This is a genomic window from Maribacter chungangensis (genome assembly GCF_042676845.1).
GTDB lineage: Bacteria > Bacteroidota > Bacteroidia > Flavobacteriales > Flavobacteriaceae > Maribacter > Maribacter chungangensis.
In genome coordinates this window covers 259,427-279,383 of record NZ_JBHTHY010000004.1, presented here as the reverse complement: position 1 = coordinate 279,383, position 19,957 = coordinate 259,427, and the positions used below count along the sequence as shown (strand labels likewise).

Annotated in this window: 16 protein-coding genes; 8 read left to right on the top strand and 8 right to left on the bottom strand. The window is 42.3% G+C overall.

Annotated elements, in window-relative coordinates; all coding sequences use genetic code 11:
• Positions 1-22: 22 nt before the first annotated feature.
• Positions 23-490 (bottom strand): pyridoxamine 5'-phosphate oxidase family protein, encoded by a 468-nt coding sequence (locus tag ACFQZJ_RS07355; RefSeq protein WP_379933479.1) that lies wholly within the window; start codon positions 488-490, stop codon positions 23-25.
• A gap of 633 nt (positions 491-1,123) precedes the next feature.
• Here ACFQZJ_RS07355 and ACFQZJ_RS07350 point away from each other — a divergent pair.
• Positions 1,124-1,672 carry an ASCH domain-containing protein gene (locus ACFQZJ_RS07350; protein WP_379933478.1) on the top strand — a complete coding sequence of 183 codons (549 nt, stop codon included), beginning with the start codon at positions 1,124-1,126 and terminating at the stop codon, positions 1,670-1,672.
• A gap of 382 nt (positions 1,673-2,054) precedes the next feature.
• On the opposite strand, the gene ACFQZJ_RS07345 is transcribed toward ACFQZJ_RS07350, so the two are convergent.
• The 3 genes from ACFQZJ_RS07345 to ACFQZJ_RS07335 all read right to left on the bottom strand — a co-directional run bounded on the left by ACFQZJ_RS07345 (position 2,055) and on the right by ACFQZJ_RS07335 (position 8,085).
• On the bottom strand, positions 2,055-3,350 hold the full coding sequence (locus tag ACFQZJ_RS07345) for a vanadium-dependent haloperoxidase (RefSeq protein WP_379933476.1): 1,296 nt from the start codon (positions 3,348-3,350) through the stop codon (positions 2,055-2,057).
• A 140-nt stretch (positions 3,351-3,490) separates the two neighbouring features.
• Positions 3,491-6,574, bottom strand: coding sequence for an SbcC/MukB-like Walker B domain-containing protein (locus tag ACFQZJ_RS07340; RefSeq protein WP_379933475.1), 3,084 nt, complete (start codon positions 6,572-6,574; stop codon positions 3,491-3,493).
• Positions 6,575-6,882: 308 nt separating this feature from the next.
• A complete protein-coding gene (locus tag ACFQZJ_RS07335) occupies positions 6,883-8,085 on the bottom strand; it encodes an exonuclease SbcCD subunit D (protein ID WP_379933473.1) in 1,203 nt (400 codons plus the stop codon).
• A 334-nt stretch (positions 8,086-8,419) separates the two neighbouring features.
• Here ACFQZJ_RS07335 and ACFQZJ_RS07330 point away from each other — a divergent pair, with 334 nt between their 5' ends.
• Positions 8,420-8,713, top strand: a complete 294-nt coding sequence (locus ACFQZJ_RS07330) for a hypothetical protein (RefSeq protein ID WP_379933472.1) — start codon at positions 8,420-8,422, stop codon at positions 8,711-8,713.
• A 166-nt stretch (positions 8,714-8,879) separates the two neighbouring features.
• On the opposite strand, the gene ACFQZJ_RS07325 is transcribed toward ACFQZJ_RS07330, so the two are convergent.
• From ACFQZJ_RS07325 to ACFQZJ_RS07310, 4 genes are all read right to left on the bottom strand, one after another.
• Positions 8,880-10,262 (bottom strand): transglutaminase-like domain-containing protein, encoded by a 1,383-nt coding sequence (locus ACFQZJ_RS07325; protein WP_379933470.1) that lies wholly within the window; start codon positions 10,260-10,262, stop codon positions 8,880-8,882.
• A 293-nt stretch (positions 10,263-10,555) separates the two neighbouring features.
• The gene (locus tag ACFQZJ_RS07320) at positions 10,556-11,032 is read right to left on the bottom strand and encodes a thioredoxin family protein (protein ID WP_379933468.1); all 477 of its coding nucleotides are present in this window, start codon (positions 11,030-11,032) and stop codon (positions 10,556-10,558) included.
• Between the two features lie 206 nt (positions 11,033-11,238).
• Positions 11,239-11,616, bottom strand: a complete 378-nt coding sequence (locus ACFQZJ_RS07315; protein ID WP_379933466.1) for a hypothetical protein — start codon at positions 11,614-11,616, stop codon at positions 11,239-11,241.
• Positions 11,617-11,764: 148 nt separating this feature from the next.
• Entirely contained in the window at positions 11,765-14,080 is a 2,316-nt protein-coding gene (locus ACFQZJ_RS07310; RefSeq protein ID WP_379933464.1) for a TonB-dependent receptor, read from the bottom strand.
• A gap of 126 nt (positions 14,081-14,206) precedes the next feature.
• On the opposite strand from ACFQZJ_RS07310, the gene ACFQZJ_RS07305 reads away from it, so the two are divergent.
• The 6 genes from ACFQZJ_RS07305 (at position 14,207) to ACFQZJ_RS07280 (ending at position 19,774) form a co-directional block, all read left to right on the top strand.
• Positions 14,207-14,887: a metal-dependent transcriptional regulator gene (locus tag ACFQZJ_RS07305; RefSeq protein WP_379933463.1), complete on the top strand. Its 681-nt coding sequence runs from the start codon at positions 14,207-14,209 to the stop codon at positions 14,885-14,887.
• 26 nt (positions 14,888-14,913) lie between these two features.
• Positions 14,914-15,825 (top strand): metal ABC transporter solute-binding protein, Zn/Mn family, encoded by a 912-nt coding sequence (locus ACFQZJ_RS07300; RefSeq protein ID WP_379933461.1) that lies wholly within the window; start codon positions 14,914-14,916, stop codon positions 15,823-15,825.
• 258 nt (positions 15,826-16,083) lie between these two features.
• Positions 16,084-16,821, top strand: a complete 738-nt coding sequence (locus tag ACFQZJ_RS07295; RefSeq protein WP_379933459.1) for a metal ABC transporter ATP-binding protein — start codon at positions 16,084-16,086, stop codon at positions 16,819-16,821.
• 176 nt (positions 16,822-16,997) lie between these two features.
• Positions 16,998-17,363 (top strand): four helix bundle protein, encoded by a 366-nt coding sequence (locus tag ACFQZJ_RS07290; RefSeq protein ID WP_379933457.1) that lies wholly within the window; start codon positions 16,998-17,000, stop codon positions 17,361-17,363.
• 142 nt (positions 17,364-17,505) lie between these two features.
• Entirely contained in the window at positions 17,506-18,621 is a 1,116-nt protein-coding gene (locus ACFQZJ_RS07285) for a metal ABC transporter permease (RefSeq protein WP_379933455.1), read from the top strand.
• The gene (locus ACFQZJ_RS07280; protein ID WP_379933453.1) at positions 18,614-19,774 is read left to right on the top strand and encodes a metal ABC transporter permease; all 1,161 of its coding nucleotides are present in this window, start codon (positions 18,614-18,616) and stop codon (positions 19,772-19,774) included. The genes ACFQZJ_RS07285 and ACFQZJ_RS07280 overlap by 8 nt, the downstream gene beginning before the upstream one ends.
• Positions 19,775-19,957: the final 183 nt, after the last annotated feature.

Here is a 19,957-nt window from a genome sequence, read left to right as displayed (position 1 = left end):
CGGGTTAGGATTGGAATAAGCGTTATTTTTTACCTTCCGTACATCTGAATTTTCCTGAAATATCCTTAATGTGCAAACGATAAACTACAGGCAGTTCCCTACCCTTTAGTTTACTGGAAAAATCCTCAATGAACTTTGGTTTTTCGCCTGTCTTTCTTTCAATGATATCCCTAACTCCTGTGGTAAATTTGTGTAAATACTTTTTGGCAGTGCTACCCGCTTCCTCCGCGAACGTGCAGTGAATCAATACAGACTTCCATTCTTGAATGGATGTTACCTCTTCTACCTGTAGGGACACGAACTCATAGCTACGCATGGCATCTATTTTATGTCCGTTTGCCGAGTAGCTGATGATACAGCGTTCCTCCGCATCAAAAAAATAGGTTATGGGCGTAACGTGCGGACTGCGCCCGGCAATAAATCCTAAATGTCCCAAATAATTATTGGCCAACAGTTCTAGGCATTCTGCCTGTTTTAAGTCTTTAATCATATCCGTTTAACTTGTTCTTTTCTAAAGAATTCACATTGCATAATCAAATCAATTAAAATAAAATATCACAATACCAAACTGGAACACTCTTGTATCAGTTTAAAAAATGATACCACAATTCAAAATCTTGCTTGTTAAATTCATATACTTTTTTATTTAAAGCTAGCTTTAAATAAAAAAAGCAACAATGATATATATCAGTTTTATACAAAAGGTTTAATACGTAATCATAAAACCTATAAGGTGGCAACCAAAGGTAAAATACCATTAACTTTGACTCCGGTTCAGGATTGTCGTACTACTGACATTCAGGTAATAAATTTCGATAATCACATAAGAGCGGTATTATTAGTTTTTTAATGAAACGGAAAGAATAATCATAGGTGAATCAGGATCACCATTCTACATCCCATGAAAAAAGAAGTTTGGTTCTTATACGGATAAGATGTGACAATGTTAGTGTGGTCGGAAAATAATCCTTATCACATAATAAGGATATAAACAAAACCTAAAGCGTAGAAAAAACAACCTTAGCTAACTCTTGTAAAACACCTGCAAAAAGAAACGTTTAGAAATCTGTCACAAAGCAAATTAATACTTTGTAATAGCATATAATAAATTTAGCCTTGTATAATGAAACACATAGTACTTACACTCCTTTTGATACTCAGTTCCTGCAAAAGCGAACCTAAAACAGAAACAGTTGGCGACAAAGAAATTGACCCTACCGTCCATGCTATGTGGCACAGTTTTACGGAGTCCTATTTGGAATTCAAAAAGGAGGAGCTGCCGGATTCTTGGTATTTTCACAACACTAAAGAAGATGCGGATCGCCTGGCAACATTGACCCTCAACGGAAAAAAAACGGCCATGACCTCCGGACTCCATACTTGGTATAAAGAGGCCAATGCCGATCTGCCCACCGTAGGTACCAAGCACATTGTTACCGATTTTGAAGGAAAGGCAAGGGCAATTATTAAAATTACAGCGGTTGACACCATTCCCTTTAATAAGCTATCCAAGGAGGGTGCCGCTATGGATATGGGCAGCAACGTGGAACCGCTTAAAAAATGGAAAAAGGCACATTGGGACTTTTTTTCCAGTGTAATGGCCGAAAAAGGAGAAAGGCCCACGGAAGATATGGTCATTGTATTTGAAAAATTTGAGCGTATTTGGCCATAAAATCATCAAAAATGAACTTTTAATACCAATTTAAATTCTAGATGTCGCATAAAACAAGTTTCTTTTTTACTCATTTGTCGTCAAAAAATAGAACCATAGCTAATGCTATGCTTAGATTTCATTCCTAAACTGAGAAAAAAATAATTCAAATTTTAAATACGACATTCAAAACTTAAATTGGTATGATAGACTAAACTACCATCGGCTAAAGACCAATGGGTTTTATTTCGCCTATAGGCGACTAAAGAACCGAAAACCCAAATTTTACGACCTAATAACAAATAACTAGTAACCAATAACTATTCTGGGGGCTACTAAAGTCGTCGCCTGAAGGCGAAGGATTTTCCCCCAGAATGATACATTAAATGAGAATCACGGAATGTCATTTTACGCTTGTGCACTTCTGAAAAGCATCCCACACATGTCTACCCACTTTTTCGCCCACTATTAATCCTACCTCGTTATCCGTTCTAAAATGTACACCGCCTTCAAAACGGGATTCCGAACATTCCCAGGCCAAGGCCTCAAATTGGGCGGCATCATGCGGAAACAGTTTGGACAACACCATGGCCAAAGCTCCGGCAATTGTGGTATGCCCGGCAGGATACCCCGGGAAATTAGGGGTTTCTATCAAGATAGGCTTAAACGTAGGATCATACTGAAATGGGCGAATACCCCAGTAATGGTATTTGCCGTCCCATGCGGCAATGGTAGCGTCAAAACGTGCCATGTGAAATAAGGCGTTGGCCCGTGCCGCTTGGAACGGGTCTAAGTCGTACTCCAAAATTTTAAGTGCCAACAAGTTATCCCATACAGGTTCACTTTTCCATTTAAATGCAATATCGCTGCTTTTGTGTTTGGTATTGAACTGTCTTAGCTCTTCCATCTCGGCCGTCCAATCGCTCGGCGGCGGTCCGGGCCTGAACTGATCGGCCACAGCCAAGGTAAAGGGTTTCCATTGGGCTTTCATAGGATCCCATTTGCTTGGCGTTGCGGTCCAAAGGCTTTTGTCCGTAGGAACAGTGCCGGTCCAAACCGCATTGGTGCGGTCGGTTTTGGAGTAGTCGATATACTGCCGGGCAATACCCCTGCCAATAGCCATACCCATTTCTATATCACCTTCATATTGCAGGCCGGTGCGTAATCGGGATTCCTTAAAATTCACGAGCAGACTGTCCAAATACGCTTTCTGGTCCGGAAAATAATGGCCAATGACCGCATGGCTGGCAGCCGCGGCAGTACTCCATTCACAAATAAAGGCAGGGGCACCACTAGGTTCCGTAACCGCTTTTATCTTCTTATTCTGTTGAAAAGGTGCCTTTGTGTCCGCATCCTGTTTTAGTTTCCATACCTGTGCCAAGGCATCATATACCGCCAAATGAAGAATAGCCATACGCCCACCGTTTTTACGATATTCCGATCGGTTTCCAGCGGTAACCATAATTTGATGCCAACGGTAGGAAGGATAAGCGGCATTCCAGTAGCGGACCCCTTGAAATAGACTATCGTTAAGCTGTTGTTGCAATTGTAGTATGGTTTTCGTTTCCATATCCGGACTATCCACTATCCCAGAAATCTCAACGGTATCCAAAGAAAACATAAATGGCGTATAGTTTGGTTCTTTGTTTTGGGCCAAAGCGGAGGAAGCTACAATGAACCATAAAATTAAAACGAACAAAACCTGATTTTTAGAAGAGAAATATCGGTAGGTAATCGTCATAAGTCATGAATAAAAAATAAGTCTAAAAATAAAGGTTTGCCTACAAAAATGCCAAACCACTTTCTTAGAATTAGGTTAAAATTCCTGTTACACTTTAGCTACTGCACCACCCTTATCCGAGAATGTCCCAAACTACTTTTTTCTAACTGTATCTGAGAGGTGATCCTTTCTTTTAAAGCACCAACGTGTGAAATGACCCCAACGGAGCGGTCGCCCTCGTTCTGCATTTTTTCTAGAATGGTTATGGCTTGGTCCAGCGTTTCCGGATCTAGGGTACCAAAACCCTCGTCTATGAAAAGGGATTCTATTTTAACGTTTCTAGAAGCAATATCCGATAGTGCAAAAGCCATGGCCAAACTTACCAAAAAGGTTTCCCCACCGGACAGGGTGCGTACGGAGCGGCGGGCATTGCCCATATAGGCGTCCAGAATCTTCAGGGTATCGCTTTTCTCCGCCTCGTCTGCTGTTGGGATGTCCAACACATAGCGATCGGTAAATTCCGCTAAACGCCGGTTGGCGTAGCCAATAAGCTGTTCCAAGGTCAAATCTTGCACAAAATTGGAAAATTTGTTGCCGTTGGCGTCGCCGATAAGATCGTTCATGGTCTTCCAGAGCAGTTGGTCTTTTTTTAGCCGTTCAAGTGCCATTTGCTCGTTTTTAAATATTTTCCGAGTCTTTTCATCGTTCTCCAATACCTGCGAAAGTTTACCCAGATTCACCGAAAGGCGCTCCCATTGTTCCTTGGATTCATGGAACACTGACATGAGTTGCTCAAAGGATTGTTCCGCTTCATCTTTTTCCTGCAGTGTGTTCACTATAGCGGTATTCGCGGTCTGTTTTTCGGATAGTTTCGCCTTCCAAAGGGCCAGTTCACTTTTTCGTTTGCGATGTTTTGCGGCAATTTCCTCGGGCAGGATGGCCAAACGCAATAGTTCCAAGGTTTCAATACCCTCCTTTTTAAGAATAGTGTCCAATTGCGCTCGATGCTCGTTTACCACTTGTTCGGTCTCTTTTAATTGCGCCTTTAGTTTCCCGGCCTGCTGTTCCAAGCTTTTCTGCGAGGCCAATATTTGCGCTAATCTGGTGCTTAAACTATTGGATTCCGCATCAATATTGGACCCTCCGTATAGTTTTGTGCGCTCCGACTTAATCCGCTCGTAATCGCTTAACGTTTTTTGCCATGCTTGTTGCGGTTCTTGCAATTCGGCAAGTATATCCTTTGCCGAAAAAGCCTGTCTGGAGCTCGCTAATTCTTGAACACGCCGACTTAAAGCCGCTTGTTGCGTTACTAAAGCTTCCATCCCATCTTTCGGATTCCATTTTAAGCGTTCCAATAACCCGATTACTTCTGAACGTAAGCTTGATTTCTCCTTTGTTTTTTGGTCGATTTCCGTTAGTAGCCGTTGTATCGTTACACCCCTGAACTTATTGTTCTCTTCCAGACTGATGATTAATTTTCCATTGCTGTTCAAGAGCGATTCCTTATTTCGTAACAATTCCTCGTTGGCATCAAAATGAGGTTTCGTTGTGGCATAAGGATGCTCCATGGCACCACAAAGTGGACAAGGTTCATTGTCGCTCAACTGCAATCGGTGTGCCTCCAAACTTTGGTGTTTGCGCTGGTGCTCCAAGGTCTTTTGTAGGGCTTTTACTTCCCTATCCAGCACAGCTACTTCCTTGTTGAGTCTCACTAAGCTTTCTGAATTCTCCTTCTCTTTTTCCTGTTCCGATTTTAATTGAACCGATGCATGGGAAAGCTGTTCTTCTAATTTTAAGAGGTCAGTTTTCTTCTCCAAAAGTACTCGTGCCTGTTCCTTCTGGCTACGCAGGGTTTCCAATAGTTGGTCCAATTCTTTTACTGAATCAACTCCAGAAGCCATCATTGTTTCTTTCAGGCCAGCAGCTAAATTGGCTACCTCTTTTTCAAATTGATTTGGGGTTTTTGGCGATTCCAAATCATATCCAAGCTGTTGTAATTTTTGTACCAATCCCTTTAATTGATTCAAGTACACTAAGGCTGCATCTTTTTTTGAATTTTCTTCTGCTTGTAGTCGGGAGATAGTCCCTCTAAAGGTTTCCAATTTGGTGTTGGCATTTTCCTGGGTAAGGGATTCCCCAATTAAATCGGATATCGCTTTTAAGTGGGTAGTCAGCCGCAACTCCTCCTCCTCCTTTGTTTTTTTTACGCTTTTTTGTTCCCCTACTATTTTTTGAATCTCCTTTTGTATCGTATCATAGCTGCGTAAGGAGTCGCCATATTTGGTCAACTGCTCGTGTTTTGTTAAGCGTGCAGCATCAGGCTCAAAAGCCTTAAAAAATCCATCAAGCTCAAGACCCTTTTCAGCCAAATGTTTTTGGGTCTTTTGAGCCTCCAAAAGCTGCTTTCGCACTTCTATTTGCTCACGCTGCTGTTCATACGCTTTTTGCACTTTGGGCTGAGCGGTCTTCAAACGAACCAACTCCTGCTGCTTTTCTTTTTTTTCATCCTCTGTTAACACGGTAATGATTTCCAAGCCTGCCTCCTTTAACTCAACCTGCTTTTTAACCGCAGCATAGCGTTGAAAAACCGCCTTACCAATATTTCGGTAAGATTTTGCTCCCGTTATATCCTCCAACAGCTTATTGCGTTCGCTGCGTGGTGCTTGTAACAGTTTGCTGAACTCGCCCTGCGATAACACCATGGCCTTGACGAACTGCTGGTAGCTCAAACGGATAATCTCTTGGTTTTTTTCCGGTGTTTTGGTACCGCTTTCCAGAATGGTGCCTGTGACGACATCTACCAATTCCTGTTTCCTGCTGTTCAAGTTATGGTTGCGATTGCGTTCAATGGACCAATGGCTGCGATAAGTCTTTCCATTTACGGCATAATCCACCTCGGCATAGCAACTGGACATATTACGGGTCATGATACCGCCATCATCTTCCAAAACGGAATTGGTGACCGATTTATCTACCCGGGCAATGCGGTTGTACAAGGCCAAGGTAATCACATCCAATAAGGTCGATTTTCCAGAACCCGTGGGCCCGGTAATGGCAAATAATCCCGCCTCGGCCAAGATGCCGTTGGCAAAATCTATTTCGTGTTCCCCTTTAAGGGAGTGGATATTTTGGAACCTTATTTTTAAGATTTTCATTTCTTGTTCTGCTATTTCAATTCCCGTTTCGCTCCTCGCAGAGAGCATTCAAGAGACTCTTCACTTTTTACTTTTTACTTCTTCACTTCTTACTTTTCACCTGCCTACTGCAACTGAAAACTGCACACTTTTTCCTCGTCATCGCGAGGCACAAGGCAATCTTTTAACCCTTGCTACTGATTTTAACAGATTGCCACGTCGCCTTCACCCTTGCGCTACAAAATAATTTTTAGTTCGCTCCTCGCAAAGACAAAGAAAGAAGTAGGTAAACAACGTTATGAATTTCAACTTTTTCCAACTACCCGCTACCCTCTAAAAACTAACAACTACCCTTTACCAACTAACAACTTTTTCCCCTACAAATCAAGTTCCTGTAAAATATCCCTAAAAGCTGCTTTTAGTTCCTCTGTATTGTGAAGCCCGGATTGCAGTTCCAATTTCTTTTCGAACATTTGCATTGGTGTCACATCGGCTACATCGGTACCTACCGCAAAAGCTTCACTGGCACCACGTATCTTGTTAGCAAAGGTAAGTCGGGATTTTACGATCTGTAAACGCGGATTAGGTTGTTCGTTGACAAAGGTTTCAAATGCTTGACGCCGTTCCAAGCTTTCGGTTTCCTCGTTTACAATGACTTCCACTAGAGATATTAATGCAGTTTCTTTGGCATAACTAAGTATCTGTTGTTGCACCTCCTCCAAAGTACCGGCAAAGGCCAATAAGTTCCGTTGCTTTGGAATGGGGACAATCGTTATGTTATCTACATGTTGATTTTTAACGGTTAGCACATTCACCTGCTTTTGATCTTCCTTTTCCGAAAAACTTAAGGATACCGGTGAACCGCAATAGTGAATATAATCTTCTTCGGAAACGGCCTGTGGTTTATGAATATGCCCCAAGGCCACATAATTAGGAACACCCTGAAACATGTGGGCCGAAACACCTGCCTGATTCCCGATCTGGATATCGCGCTCACTTTCCGATACCGCACTCCCCTGCACGAACAAATGCCCCATGACGATAAAGAAAGTATCCGAATGATTCTCTTGATAATACAAATTGATGTTTGAAAAGTAGGTTTGGAGTCCGGCCTTGATCTGCTCAATTTTGGTAGCGTATGTTTCACCCGCTACGGACTTTCTAATATCGCGGTCCTTAAGAAAGGGTACAGCGGCTACCACGAGCTTTTCCCCGTTCTTTTCCACCGCAACAAACAGTTCCGAAATGTGCTCCGGAGCACCACCGATTACCGTGATATCAAAGGCTTTCAACAATTCCTTTGGCGCGTTGAGCACAGCGGGGGAATCATGGTTACCGCCCGTGATAATGATTTTACAGTCCAGTTGTACCAATCGTCTTAACACATCATAATACTGCTTAAAAGCAGCCTGTGAGGGGTTCGCCTGGTCAAAGACATCGCCCGAGACCAAAAGTACATCAACCGCTTCGGTCTTCATATAAGATATCAACCAATCAAAAAACAGGTTAAGGTCCTCGGCAAGGTCATATTTATGTAGTTGCTTGCCAATATGCCAATCTGAAGTGTGGAGAATTTTCATGTAAGGGATCACATTTTTCTATCAAGCTATAATATTATACATTTTTATAGAAATAGAACGATATGCCTGCTGAAAATGGGTCAGGTTTTATAAATTAAACGAAATCGGGATAATTCAAAATATTTGCAAAGGGTATACTACCAAATACCAAGATCAAAACCCATCTCAACACCATTAGCTTGCATAACGGTTTGATCATCAACGAGCAACATACCTGCTATTCTTTTAATTAAGTGCAGATGAATACGTCAAAGTGCTGAAACAAATTTTATTATATTTACATGGTGCGGAACAAAATTGTTTCCTTTTATTAAACCTTAAAAAACAAAGTACCATGAACCGAATGAAAGAATTGAAGCGAGTATTCCTGCTCCTAACAGTATTCAGCTTTATTGCTGCAACCTCATTGACATCGTGCAGGGAACAAAAAAAGGCAGAGAACACAGAGCAACAAGAAGAACACCCAACTAGCGAGGAGCATCCTTCTGACGATGGCGCTGCCAAAGAGGAGCATCCAACAGGAGGTGACGAGCATCCCACAGGAGGTGACGAACACCCAACCGGGGGCGATGAGCATCCAACCAATGGGGACAAGGAGTCCGAAGGCGGAGATGAACATCCAAATTAATTAAAAGGTTTGTTTTATCTTATGTCAATCTTAATACCGATGGCCATCCCAAGCCTGCTAACTGAAACCTTTGAAAGGAATTAGATAACATTCGAAAGCAACACCCCTTATTTCAAGTGTTCAAAGGCACGCGAAAAGTAAAAACGAAGATTTACAAGCATTTAGGTTAGCGCAAACTGACTTGATTCTTTACATCTTCGTTTTCTTTTATTCTCTCAAATGAAAAAAATGTTTTGGGAAACAAGGGTTTTCCTCCTGCTTCCATTACCGGATAGGCCAAGAAGTTAATGGGTCCGGAACTAGGTCCCGGTTCCAAGACCAAATCCCGTCCTCGGGTAAACTCGATCCTGTTCGCCGGATGCCGACCAAAATAATAGGTAGCCAAAGCAGTATATTTATTGGCCTCACTGATATCCACAGGCCACCATTTTCCTTCTGCATAAAACTCCGCCCAGCAATGGTAACCAGAAATACCACCCTCATTCCGGTCCGATGGTATGGAAGCCCCAACTGCGAATCGGGAAGGAATACCCGCAGAGCGCGCCAAGGAAATAAACAGGGAATGAAATTCCGTGCAATTGCCCGTAAGTGCATCGCAGGCATATACGGCATCTCCAGTACCATAAGTGCCAGATTTCATATAGCGCATGTTATCAATAATATAATCGTACAAAGCCCTGGCTTTCATGATATTGCCCTCTTTTCGTTTGTTACCGATAATAGAATCGGACAATATTTGGAACCTGTCGCCAATAGGCATGAGCAGGCTGGCACCTAGGTAATTGTTTGGTGACGTATCATCTTCATAGGCCTGTTTTTCCCGTCGTTGTACATCATAGACCAACTTGACTTTTTTACCGCTATGCTCGGGAGAAAAGTTCATGTGCAGCACGGTATTTTTATTGTACTTGTCTTCCAAGGTTTCATGGGCAACAGGTGCATCCATGGAAAGTAGTTCAACCGTTTGAAAACGATCGGATTGCGGCATAGGAATCCACATTTGGGTCGCTTTATCCATCTCTGGTAAGGTAACCTCATAACTGAACTCAAAGCGATCCTCCCCTTCCACTACTCCCAACAAATCCTTGGTGGCCTCCTTAACAGGAAACTTGTACCATGTTTTATCCTCACGTTGTTTCCATGTATAAAACGGTTTCCCATTGAGCTTGTGCAATGTGGTTTCGGTCACGGTCATGGCACCTGGATCACCCTCTAAAAAGAAATCCACATCATACACATCACCGCTCACATCGGCCAGGTCTACGCAGGCAAAATGTCGCCGAGGGCCTAAATTGGAAAGATATTCCGTATGTACGCGAACCAATTGCAGGCGTAGCTCCTTTCCGTCGGCATTCATGGTAAAATAACCACCGTCATCCTTTACCTTTTTGGCAATATTAGCCTTGATACCTTCCTCTATATCGGCTGTGACCACCTTAGGTATTGCTGCGCTAGCCATTGCTTTCTGCGTTTGTATTTTCTTTTCGTTGGAATTACAGGCCATTATAAATGCTACCATCAACACGAAAACTATCCTAGAATACTTCATCCTTTTATCCACTTATTTAGACTTTGAATTTACGACAATTTGGATAGTATGCCAATTGCTAGATATTCTTTAAAGCACATTTTATACAAGGATATACAGTGCTAGAGTTGAAGCAACCGAATGCGCATAGAGCAATGGTTTTTAGTGGAGTATTTAAGTATGGCATAGTTGTCCACGAAAAAGCAATAATTCACGTTTTCATTCCAACAATTGTATCAAATAGATAAAACCTCCACCAATTCATCTCTTAACTAATGCAATCCAATAGTCTACTTACGTGGTATTTTTTCAGATTACTCTAGTATCTCTAGCATCTGTTCAGGTGACAAATACTCGAAATACCGCTCCCTTACCCGAAAGGAATCGTCCAGAATCACCACGGCGGGCAAGGAAAACGGGGTGTTCTCACGTGAGGCCAGCATTAGGGGAATTTCATGCACGGGATTCCTTTTTTTACCCAGCTGCCTGTTGTTAAAAACTGTACCATGAAAGGCAATGACCTCGGTAGACTCGGCATCCATTTTTACAGGGTAGTATTCGGTATTGAGGATTTGGATAATTTTTGGATCCCTGTAGGCCGCTTGGTCCATTTTTTTGCAATAGGCGCACCATTCTGCATAGAAGTCGATATATACCTTTTTGGGTTGTACGGCCAAGGAATCCTCCAGTTGTTCAAAGTTTAACCAATTGATGGCCCTTTCCTGGGCCTGAGATACAACGACAAAGCCTAAAAAGGCCATCAACGAAAGACCTTGTTTGCAATGGTACATACCTACAGTTATTTTAGAACGCATAAAGCCCAAAATTAGACTATAAAGAGCCGCCGACCATTATCGCTTTTGAATTACCAGTTCTTTTACATAACGGGGCGGCTCTTTTCACTTAAACAAAATTGTATTCATTCTTTCTTAATTTATAGTGACCTTTAATTCGTTTGGCCAACTATTAAAACGTGCTTAGGCCGTCAGGATATTTTTTAAGCGTGGTAATAGCGCTCGTTAATGATCTTGTCATCTTTCCAGACCGTGCGCACCACCTGCTCGAATTTATGCTCGGTGCCATCGTTTGTTCTAAACTCCATTACAGCTTCATAAAACGTGGTATCGCCCTTTACCGCTGGACCACTTAGTACCTTATAGCCGTGAAATGCCGTTACGGTATCCAATAATTTCTGTTCTTCTGCCAAGCAAAAGGCCTTCCCCTCCTTGGCGGGATTGTTACCCTCGTAGAGTTTTACGTCATCGGCAAGGTATTCATTCATCGCCTCCATAAATTTACCTTCTCCAAGTAGTGCCAAGACGGCGTTTGCGTTTTCCAATAATCTCGCTTCCTGCGCTGTTTGTGCTGTTTCCATGTGTTATTTTTAAAAGTTTATAATTTGCTTGGCACAAAAGTAAGGTGAGGCCGCGGTAGGCTAAATATCTCTTTTTCCTTAAAACTTGTATAAACTTCCTTTAATATCTTACTTTACTCATTTATTCGCCTGTAAAACTGCCGCATAATTAATGCAACTTACCAATTTTTACACCTAAGAAAAAAGTCCTTGGCGCTCCCGGGCCGTAGACATAATCTGAATCCCGCGTTGGACCCACATCAAAATCATCTTGAAAACTATTAAAGATATTCTTTACACCCAAGGTGAAGGTCATCATAAAATTTTCATTAAAATCTACATGGGATTCCAGCTTTAAGTTCAAATCGAAAAAAGGATTGGTATCGTTCAATTGTAAAAAACCAGAATCGCTTATAACTCTTGGAACGGTCATCCTGCCCGTATATGTTCCCGTAATATCCAAATTAAAAAGTTCGCTAGGAATCCAAGCAGTATTCAAGTAGCCATAAAAATTGGGATTTCTAACAAATTCATCTACAAGAATATCCGTTTCACCAAGGGTTCCATCGGTCTCGTACAAAAGCTGTGGTGCATCATATTGCGCCTTTTGCAAGGTACCGCCTAGTTGAAACTGCCATTTTGGGTCAGGAGATACCCCAAACTCAAAATTAGTGCCGTATACTTTTGCACCCTCGCCATTGCGAACCTCTTCAAGAATAGAACCGTTTTCCAATACTGCACCGGTGCTTACCAAGGTAAAAGGGTCTTCTAAAGTGGTGAAAAAACCTTCTAGTAGAAAATCCAATTGCAGCAGGTTTATATTTTTCGAATAGTTAAATGATCCCGTGTAGGCGTTAGAATATTCCGTATCCAAATCATCGGACAGAATCACGAACTGAGGTTCTCCCCCTACGCTGGAAATATGCAAATCCTCATTAAAAGCCTGTGGCGCCCGAAACCCTCTTGCATAACCACCTCTAAATTTTAGGTCTTCTAAAACTTGGTAGGACACTGTTAACCTTGGCGAAAATGCGGTCTGATTAATGTCTACACCACGGTCAATTCCTCCAATGGAATAATCGCCATCTACCTGCACGTTATCCACACGGGTTCCTGCCATTAGGGTGAATTTCTCCGTAGGTTTCCATTCGTATTGGGCATAACCGCCCAAAGAATTTACGCTTTGATCGATCAACCGATTGTATCCGGGAATCTGGTCCTCGGTTTCGGTATGGTTAAATTCCGCACCCACGGTGAGCACATCGTTGTTTTTAAATCCTTTTGTAATCTGTATTCCGTTTACCCAAGCGAGGTCTCTGGTGCTGCCGAAAGCATTGTTCGCCAACACACTATCCTGTCTGGTGCGTCCGCCTCCAAGTCCACCATAATAACTATCCCTATTGGTGTTGGAGGCAGAAGAATAGACCTGAAACCGACTCGTATTATCCTTACTATTAACTTCGTAATCTATACCGCCAATAAAGGTGTCATGATCTAGTTCCTCGGTGATATCGGTAAATTGTGGTGCTAGGTTTAAGCGATTTCCACCTCTACGATACTCACGTATGGCGTTTAAGTTTAGGGATAAGCGACTTCGGTCATTTGGTCTCACAAATGCCTTTGCTCCTACCGTATTATTACGTAATTCTACCAATTCCGTAAAGCCATCATCATTGGCATCCCAAGCCTCACGATTCCTGTAGGTTCCAAAGAGGGTTACTCCGCTATTCAAATCATCGGCTACCACTGATGTATTAAACGTAAGCACGCGGTCAGCAGCCTCACCGTTGACCAAAGCCAAGTTGGACCCAATTTCCCAGGTATTTAGAATGGGGTCTTTAGTGATTACATTTAGTGTTCCTGCTATAGCGTTGGAACCGTAAAGGGCAGAACCGCCGCTACGTACCACTTCTATCCGTTCTATGATATTCGTAGGGATCTGCTCCAAACCGTACACCCCTAGCAAGGAGGAAAATACAGGCCTACTATTTAATAAAACTTGGGTGTACCCGCCTGCTAATCCATTTAGCCGTACTTGGGTAAAACCACAGTTCTGACAGTTATTTTCTACCCGAACGCCCGGTGCATAATTGAGTCCGTCTGCCATAGAAAGGGATTGTGTGGCCGTAAGCAACCTAGGTTTTATAGTAGAAACCACCACAGGCGCATTTTTACGTTCCACTCGGTTTCTAGTGGCACTTATCACCACCTCGTCTAATCCCAAGGCATCTTTTACGAGCTCAAAATCCAATGTGACCTGTTCATTATCAGCTATGGTAAGCTCTTTTACTTCACTTCTATATCCTTGTGAACTTACCTGTAAAATATGCCTTCCTGATGGCAGTTTCAATTCATAAAAACCGTAGCCATTGGCACTTGTACCTTTTCCAATGTGCTGAACATAGACAGTACTGAACGGAACTGCTTCCCCATTTGCAGTTATGTTTCCACTAATTGTTGCGGTTGGGCCCTGTGCATGAAGCATCAAAAATGAACCTAAAAACAGTGTGCAAAACAACCTCATCACCATACACTTTTCTATTTTCAAACTTTCAAATATAATATTTAGGCAAACCTAATAATTTATTATTAAAAGATAAAATGTATCTTTATGGTTTATATAAAAATTATGTTTACGCAGTCCGAAGAAAATTATTTAAAAGCGATATTTCAACTTCAAGAAGAAACAGAAGGTGGTATCTCTACCAGTAGGCTTTCAGATAAGCTAGAAACCAAAGCAGCCTCGGTTACAGAGATGTTAAAAAGGCTTTCCGACAAGGAATTGGTGGATTATCAAAAGTACTACGGCGTCCAATTAACTAAAACCGGAAGAAAACAGGCCTTGCTTATTGTTAGAAAACATAGGCTATGGGAGTATTTTTTGGTAGAACGATTAAACTTTAACTGGGATGAGGTGCATGAAGTAGCAGAACAATTAGAGCACATAAAATCCCCTAAATTGGTGGAAGAATTGGATTCCTTTTTAGGTAGACCACAATACGATCCACATGGCGATCCTATCCCGGATAAAAATGGAAACCTACCCAAGTCACCAACAAAGAAATTATCACAATTAAAGCTAGGCGAAAAAGGAATCTGTAAAGGATTTAACGATAATTCCTCAGCATTCTTACAATTCTTGGACAAACAAAATATTGGCTTGTATACACCAATCGAAGTGCTACATATTGAGCAATTCGATGAAAGTATGACCATAAGAGTAGCTAAAAGAGACGTGCAATTATCGAAAACTGCAACAGATAACATTTATATAGATAACATAGCTACTTAAGCTTAACACATGTACTAAAAACCAAAATGAAACAACTCTTTACCATATTATTCATAATTGCGCTTTGTAGTAGTTGTAAGGATAAAAATAAAATACGTAACGGAAAACTAAAGGTGGTAACGACTACCACTATGATTACCGATTTGGTACGGAATATTGGCGGGGATTCCATACACGTACAAGGATTAATGGGCAGTGGTGTAGACCCACACTTATATAAAGCTAGCGAGGGTGATGTATCTAAACTTTCAAATGCCGATGTGGTGTTTTACAGCGGACTTCACTTGGAAGGCAAATTGGTGGATGTTTTTAAAAAAATGGGCAGAAACACCAATACCATTGCCCTAGCGGAAATCTTGGACAAAGAAAAATTGATAGGTTCGGAATATTTTGCTTCCAATTTTGACCCGCATATTTGGTTTAATATAGAGTATTGGAAACAACTCACCAATTACTTGACCGAACAGTTGAGTGCCTTAAATCCAGAAAACACCAGTTATTTTGAGGCAAATAAAACTGCATACCTGAAACAGTTGGATGCCTTGGAAACGGACATCAAAAAAACAATCGCTACGCTTCCAAAGGAGAAGCGAATTTTGGTCACGGCCCACGATGCCTTCAATTATTTTGGAGAAGCCTATGATTTTGAAGTCGTTGGCCTACAAGGCCTTAGTACCGCCACCGAGGCGGGCGTGCAAGACGTTCAAAACTTGGCAAAATTGATTATCGACAAAAAAGTAAAAGCCATTTTCATAGAGACCAGTGTACCAAAACGTACTATTGAAGCTTTGCAACAAGCAGTGTTGTCCAAAGGTTTTAAAGTAGAAATTGGTGGCACCTTGTATTCCGATGCCTTGGGCAATGCCGGTACGAAAGAAAGAACCTATTTGGGGATGTTTAGGTATAATGTGGATACGATTGTGGAGGCGCTACGCTAGTGGGTAGTTGTTAGTGGGTAGAGGGTAGATTTTAGAGGGTAGTGCTTTTACTAGAGAGTTGCACTTCGCAGTTACAGTAGTCAGTAATGAGTAATGAGTAATGAGTAATGAGTAATGAGTAATGAGTAATGAGTAATGCGAATTTAAAATTTAATAGTTGAACACCAAGACCGTCTAGCCCGAAAACCTGAAACATTAAACATTGAACCTTGAACCTGAAACATTAAACCTGAAACATTGAACCTGAAACCAAATACCATGAACTCCATTCCAGCCATACAAATAGACGACCTCACGGTAGCTTATGATTATAAGCCCGTCTTGTGGGACATTGACCTTGTTATCCCTGAAGGGGTACTCATGGCCATCGTAGGGCCAAATGGCGCAGGAAAATCTACCTTGATCAAATCTATTTTGGGCATTATAAAACCCATTGCGGGCACTGTACAGGTATTTGGTGAGCCTTATAAGAAGCAAGTGGACAAGGTGGCCTACGTACCCCAAAAAGGTAGTGTGGACTGGGATTTTCCCACCACCGCCCTCGATGTGGTAATGATGGGAACCTACGGCAGCTTGGGCTGGATCAAGCGTCCCGGACAAAAGGAAAAAAAAGCATCCTTAGAAGCTTTGGAAAAAGTAGGTATGTTGGAGTTTAAGAGCCGGCAAATTAGTCAGCTCAGTGGAGGACAGCAGCAGCGTATTTTTTTGGCTCGTGCCCTAGTGCAAAATGCCAAAATCTATTTAATGGACGAGCCTTTTCAAGGTGTAGATGCAACAACGGAGAAAGCCATTATCAACATACTAAAAGAACTTCGCCATGCAGGGAAAACGTTGGTTGTTGTTCATCACGATCTACAAACAGTTCCCGAGTATTTCGATTGGGTTACCTTCCTGAACGTCAAAGGCATAGCCTCCGGACCGGTAATGGATATTTTTAATGATGATAACTTGACGAAGACCTATGGGATTAATTATAAGGTGGCTGTGAATCAGTGAGGTAGTTGGTAGTTGGTAGTTGGTAGTTGGTAGTTGGTAGTTGGTAGTTGGTGAAAATTTGTGAAAAATAAAACATTTAGAATGAAAAAATTATTGCAGTTTCATATTCATATAACAAGATTTACACTCGTTGTTTTGAATCTACCAATCTACTCGCTAAAAACTACCATCTAAACATGGAAACGCCGAAGTTTAATTTTGAAGATTTAAAAATATATCAGAAATCGCTTGATTTTATTGACGACGTATACGACATAACGGAAACCTTTCCCAAAGTTGAAACATACCGACTCACCTCGCAATATGTTCGCGCGGCGAATTCTATAGCTCTAAATATCAGTGAAGGTTCTGGTGGGAGCGATGCATCCTTTAATAGATATTTACAAATTGCCATAGATTCGGTCAGGGAATGTGTTACTTGCTCTACCATCGCTTTTAGAAGAAACTATATTGATAATGACATCAATTTACAATTCAGAATAAAACTGGCAGAACTATCGAAGATGATTACGGCCCTTCAGAAATATTTAAAAAACAAATAAGTTGGTACGAATCAAAAAAATAGCTTTAAAAAACCAAATACAGTAGCACATGAATCATCAGATAAACCTAAAAAACACAGATAACGACCACTCTCTACCCCCTATAAACTACCCTCTACCCTCTAAAAACTACTAACTACGAATGACCCTATCAGATTTCTTCACGGACTATACCTTGCGCACCATTACGCTTGGCACCGCAATTTTAGGTGCTATTTGCGGTATGCTGGGTAGTTTTGCCGTACTGCGCAAGCAGAGTCTTTTAGGAGATGCCATTTCGCATGCCGCCTTACCGGGTATTGCAATTGCATTTCTCATTACCGGTGTTAAGGATGCCAATTATATTTTAATTGGTGCACTTGTTAGCGGTCTGGTAGGAACCTTTTGGATCAAGGGTATTGTAAAACGTACCCGATTAAAAAGCGATACGGCGTTAGGACTAATCCTCTCACTGTTTTTCGGTTTTGGAATGCTCCTGCTCACCTTCATACAAAAAATGCCAAACTCCAATCAGGCTGGGCTGGATAAATATTTGTTTGGACAGGCCGCCACTTTGGTAGAAAAAGATGTATGGATCATGGCAGTTGTTACAGGCATTAGCCTTTTGGTACTACTCTTGTTCTGGAAAGAACTCAAGCTATTATTATTTGATGCCGATTATACCAAGACCTTGGGCTTCAATACCCGATTCTTGGATGTGCTCATTACCACGTTCATTGTACTGGCCATTGTGTTAGGCCTGCAGACCGTGGGCGTGGTATTGATGAGCGCCATGCTGCTGGCGCCGGCAGCGGCCGCTAGGCAATGGACCAACAGCCTGGGCGTTATGATCACTTTGGCCTCGGTTTTTGGGGCCTTGTCCGGGGTTTTCGGCACGGCGATCAGCGCCAGTGAGAACAACCTCTCCACCGGACCGGTGATCGTACTGGTGGCGGCATTTTTTGTCATTGTCTCCTTTATTTTTTCCCCGGGTCGGGGGCTACTGTTCCGGGAAATCCGTTTTAGAAGAAACCGAAGGGAACTACACCTAAAGAAAACCCTGACGTTCATGTACCATATTGCCAAAAACCACGAAAATGTGTCGCATCCGCATGCCATCCGCATCCTGAACAACTTTCAAGGCTTTACCAGAAAAACCCTAACCAAATTAGAGGAACAACAACTGATAGAAATTCAAGGAACCGACTGGGCCATGACCGAAAAAGGTTATGTAGAAGCGGAATCCATATTTAATCAAATAGGTAAGGAAAATGACTAGCGCGCAGATAGAAATACAGCTCATAGCAGCCTTGGTCGCAGTAGCGTGTGCCTTGCCCGGTACTTTTTTGGTACTCCGTAAAATGGCCATGATCAGCGATGCCATTAGTCATGCCATTCTACCGGGCATCGTTTTGGGCTTTTTTATTACCCAGGACCTCAACTCGCCCCTGCTCATTTTGTTGGCTGCACTGACAGGAGTCATTACCGTAATGCTGGTAGAATTCATTCAAAAAACAGGCCTAGTTAAAGAAGATACTGCCATCGGTTTGGTGTTTCCGGCTTTGTTCAGTATTGGCGTTATCATGATCGCTAAAAATGCCAATGATGTGCATTTGGATGTCGATGCCGTTCTGTTGGGCGAACTGGCCTTTGCCCCTTTTGACAGGCTCCTCATTTCCGGCACCGATATAGGGCCAAAATCGCTCTGGGTGATCAGTGTTATTTTATTGGTTTCCGTGGTGCTGCTCTTACTGTTTTTCAAGGAATTGAAGCTAAGCACGTTCGACAAGGGCCTTGCCACGACCTTGGGCTTTTCGCCGGTTATCCTGCATTACGGTCTTATGACGGTCTCCTCGGTCACCATTGTGGGTGCCTTTGATGCCGTGGGCGCCGTTTTGGTCGTGGCCCTCATCATCGCGCCCGCGGCCACAGCCTATTTACTCACAAATGATCTTAAACGTATGTTGTTGTTGAGCAGTGTGTTCGGTATCATCGCCGCAATTGGCGGCTATTGGATGGCGAATATTTTAGATGCTTCCATCGCCGGTTCCATGACCACCGTATTGGGCCTGCTTTTTTTAACGGCCTATCTTTTTGCGCCCAAACAAGGGGTATTGTCCGGTCTGTTCAGGGAGCGTCAACAGCGCGTGGAAGTTTCCCTTTTGATATTTTTGTTGCACCTCCAAAATCATACCGAGGAAGAGGAGCGGCACGTTAACCACCTCAGCGAGCACATCAACTGGCAAAAGGTACGTGCCAAGACCGTGCTGGAACTAGCCGCCAAGAACAACCTCATCCATACGGAAAACAACATTGTTTCCCTAACGGACAAGGGTCAAGAATTTACGGACGAGGCCCTGAAGTACATTACCACCAACAAGGTCACTGCCATAGAGGAGCTCAAAGAACGGTTTTTCCTGTTCAGGGGGTAACGCAAAAGAACAAGACCAAAAACCTAGAATCAAAAAAGAACGAAAATTCATAGTTATTTTAGTTTCTAGGAATAATTAAAATTGGCAAGAGTATTGTCCTAGTTTTTAACCGCATATCTACAGATCAATAGCGCTAAAAGCCCGATTTGGATTAAAAAAACCATTAACCATAAGGTTTCTAAA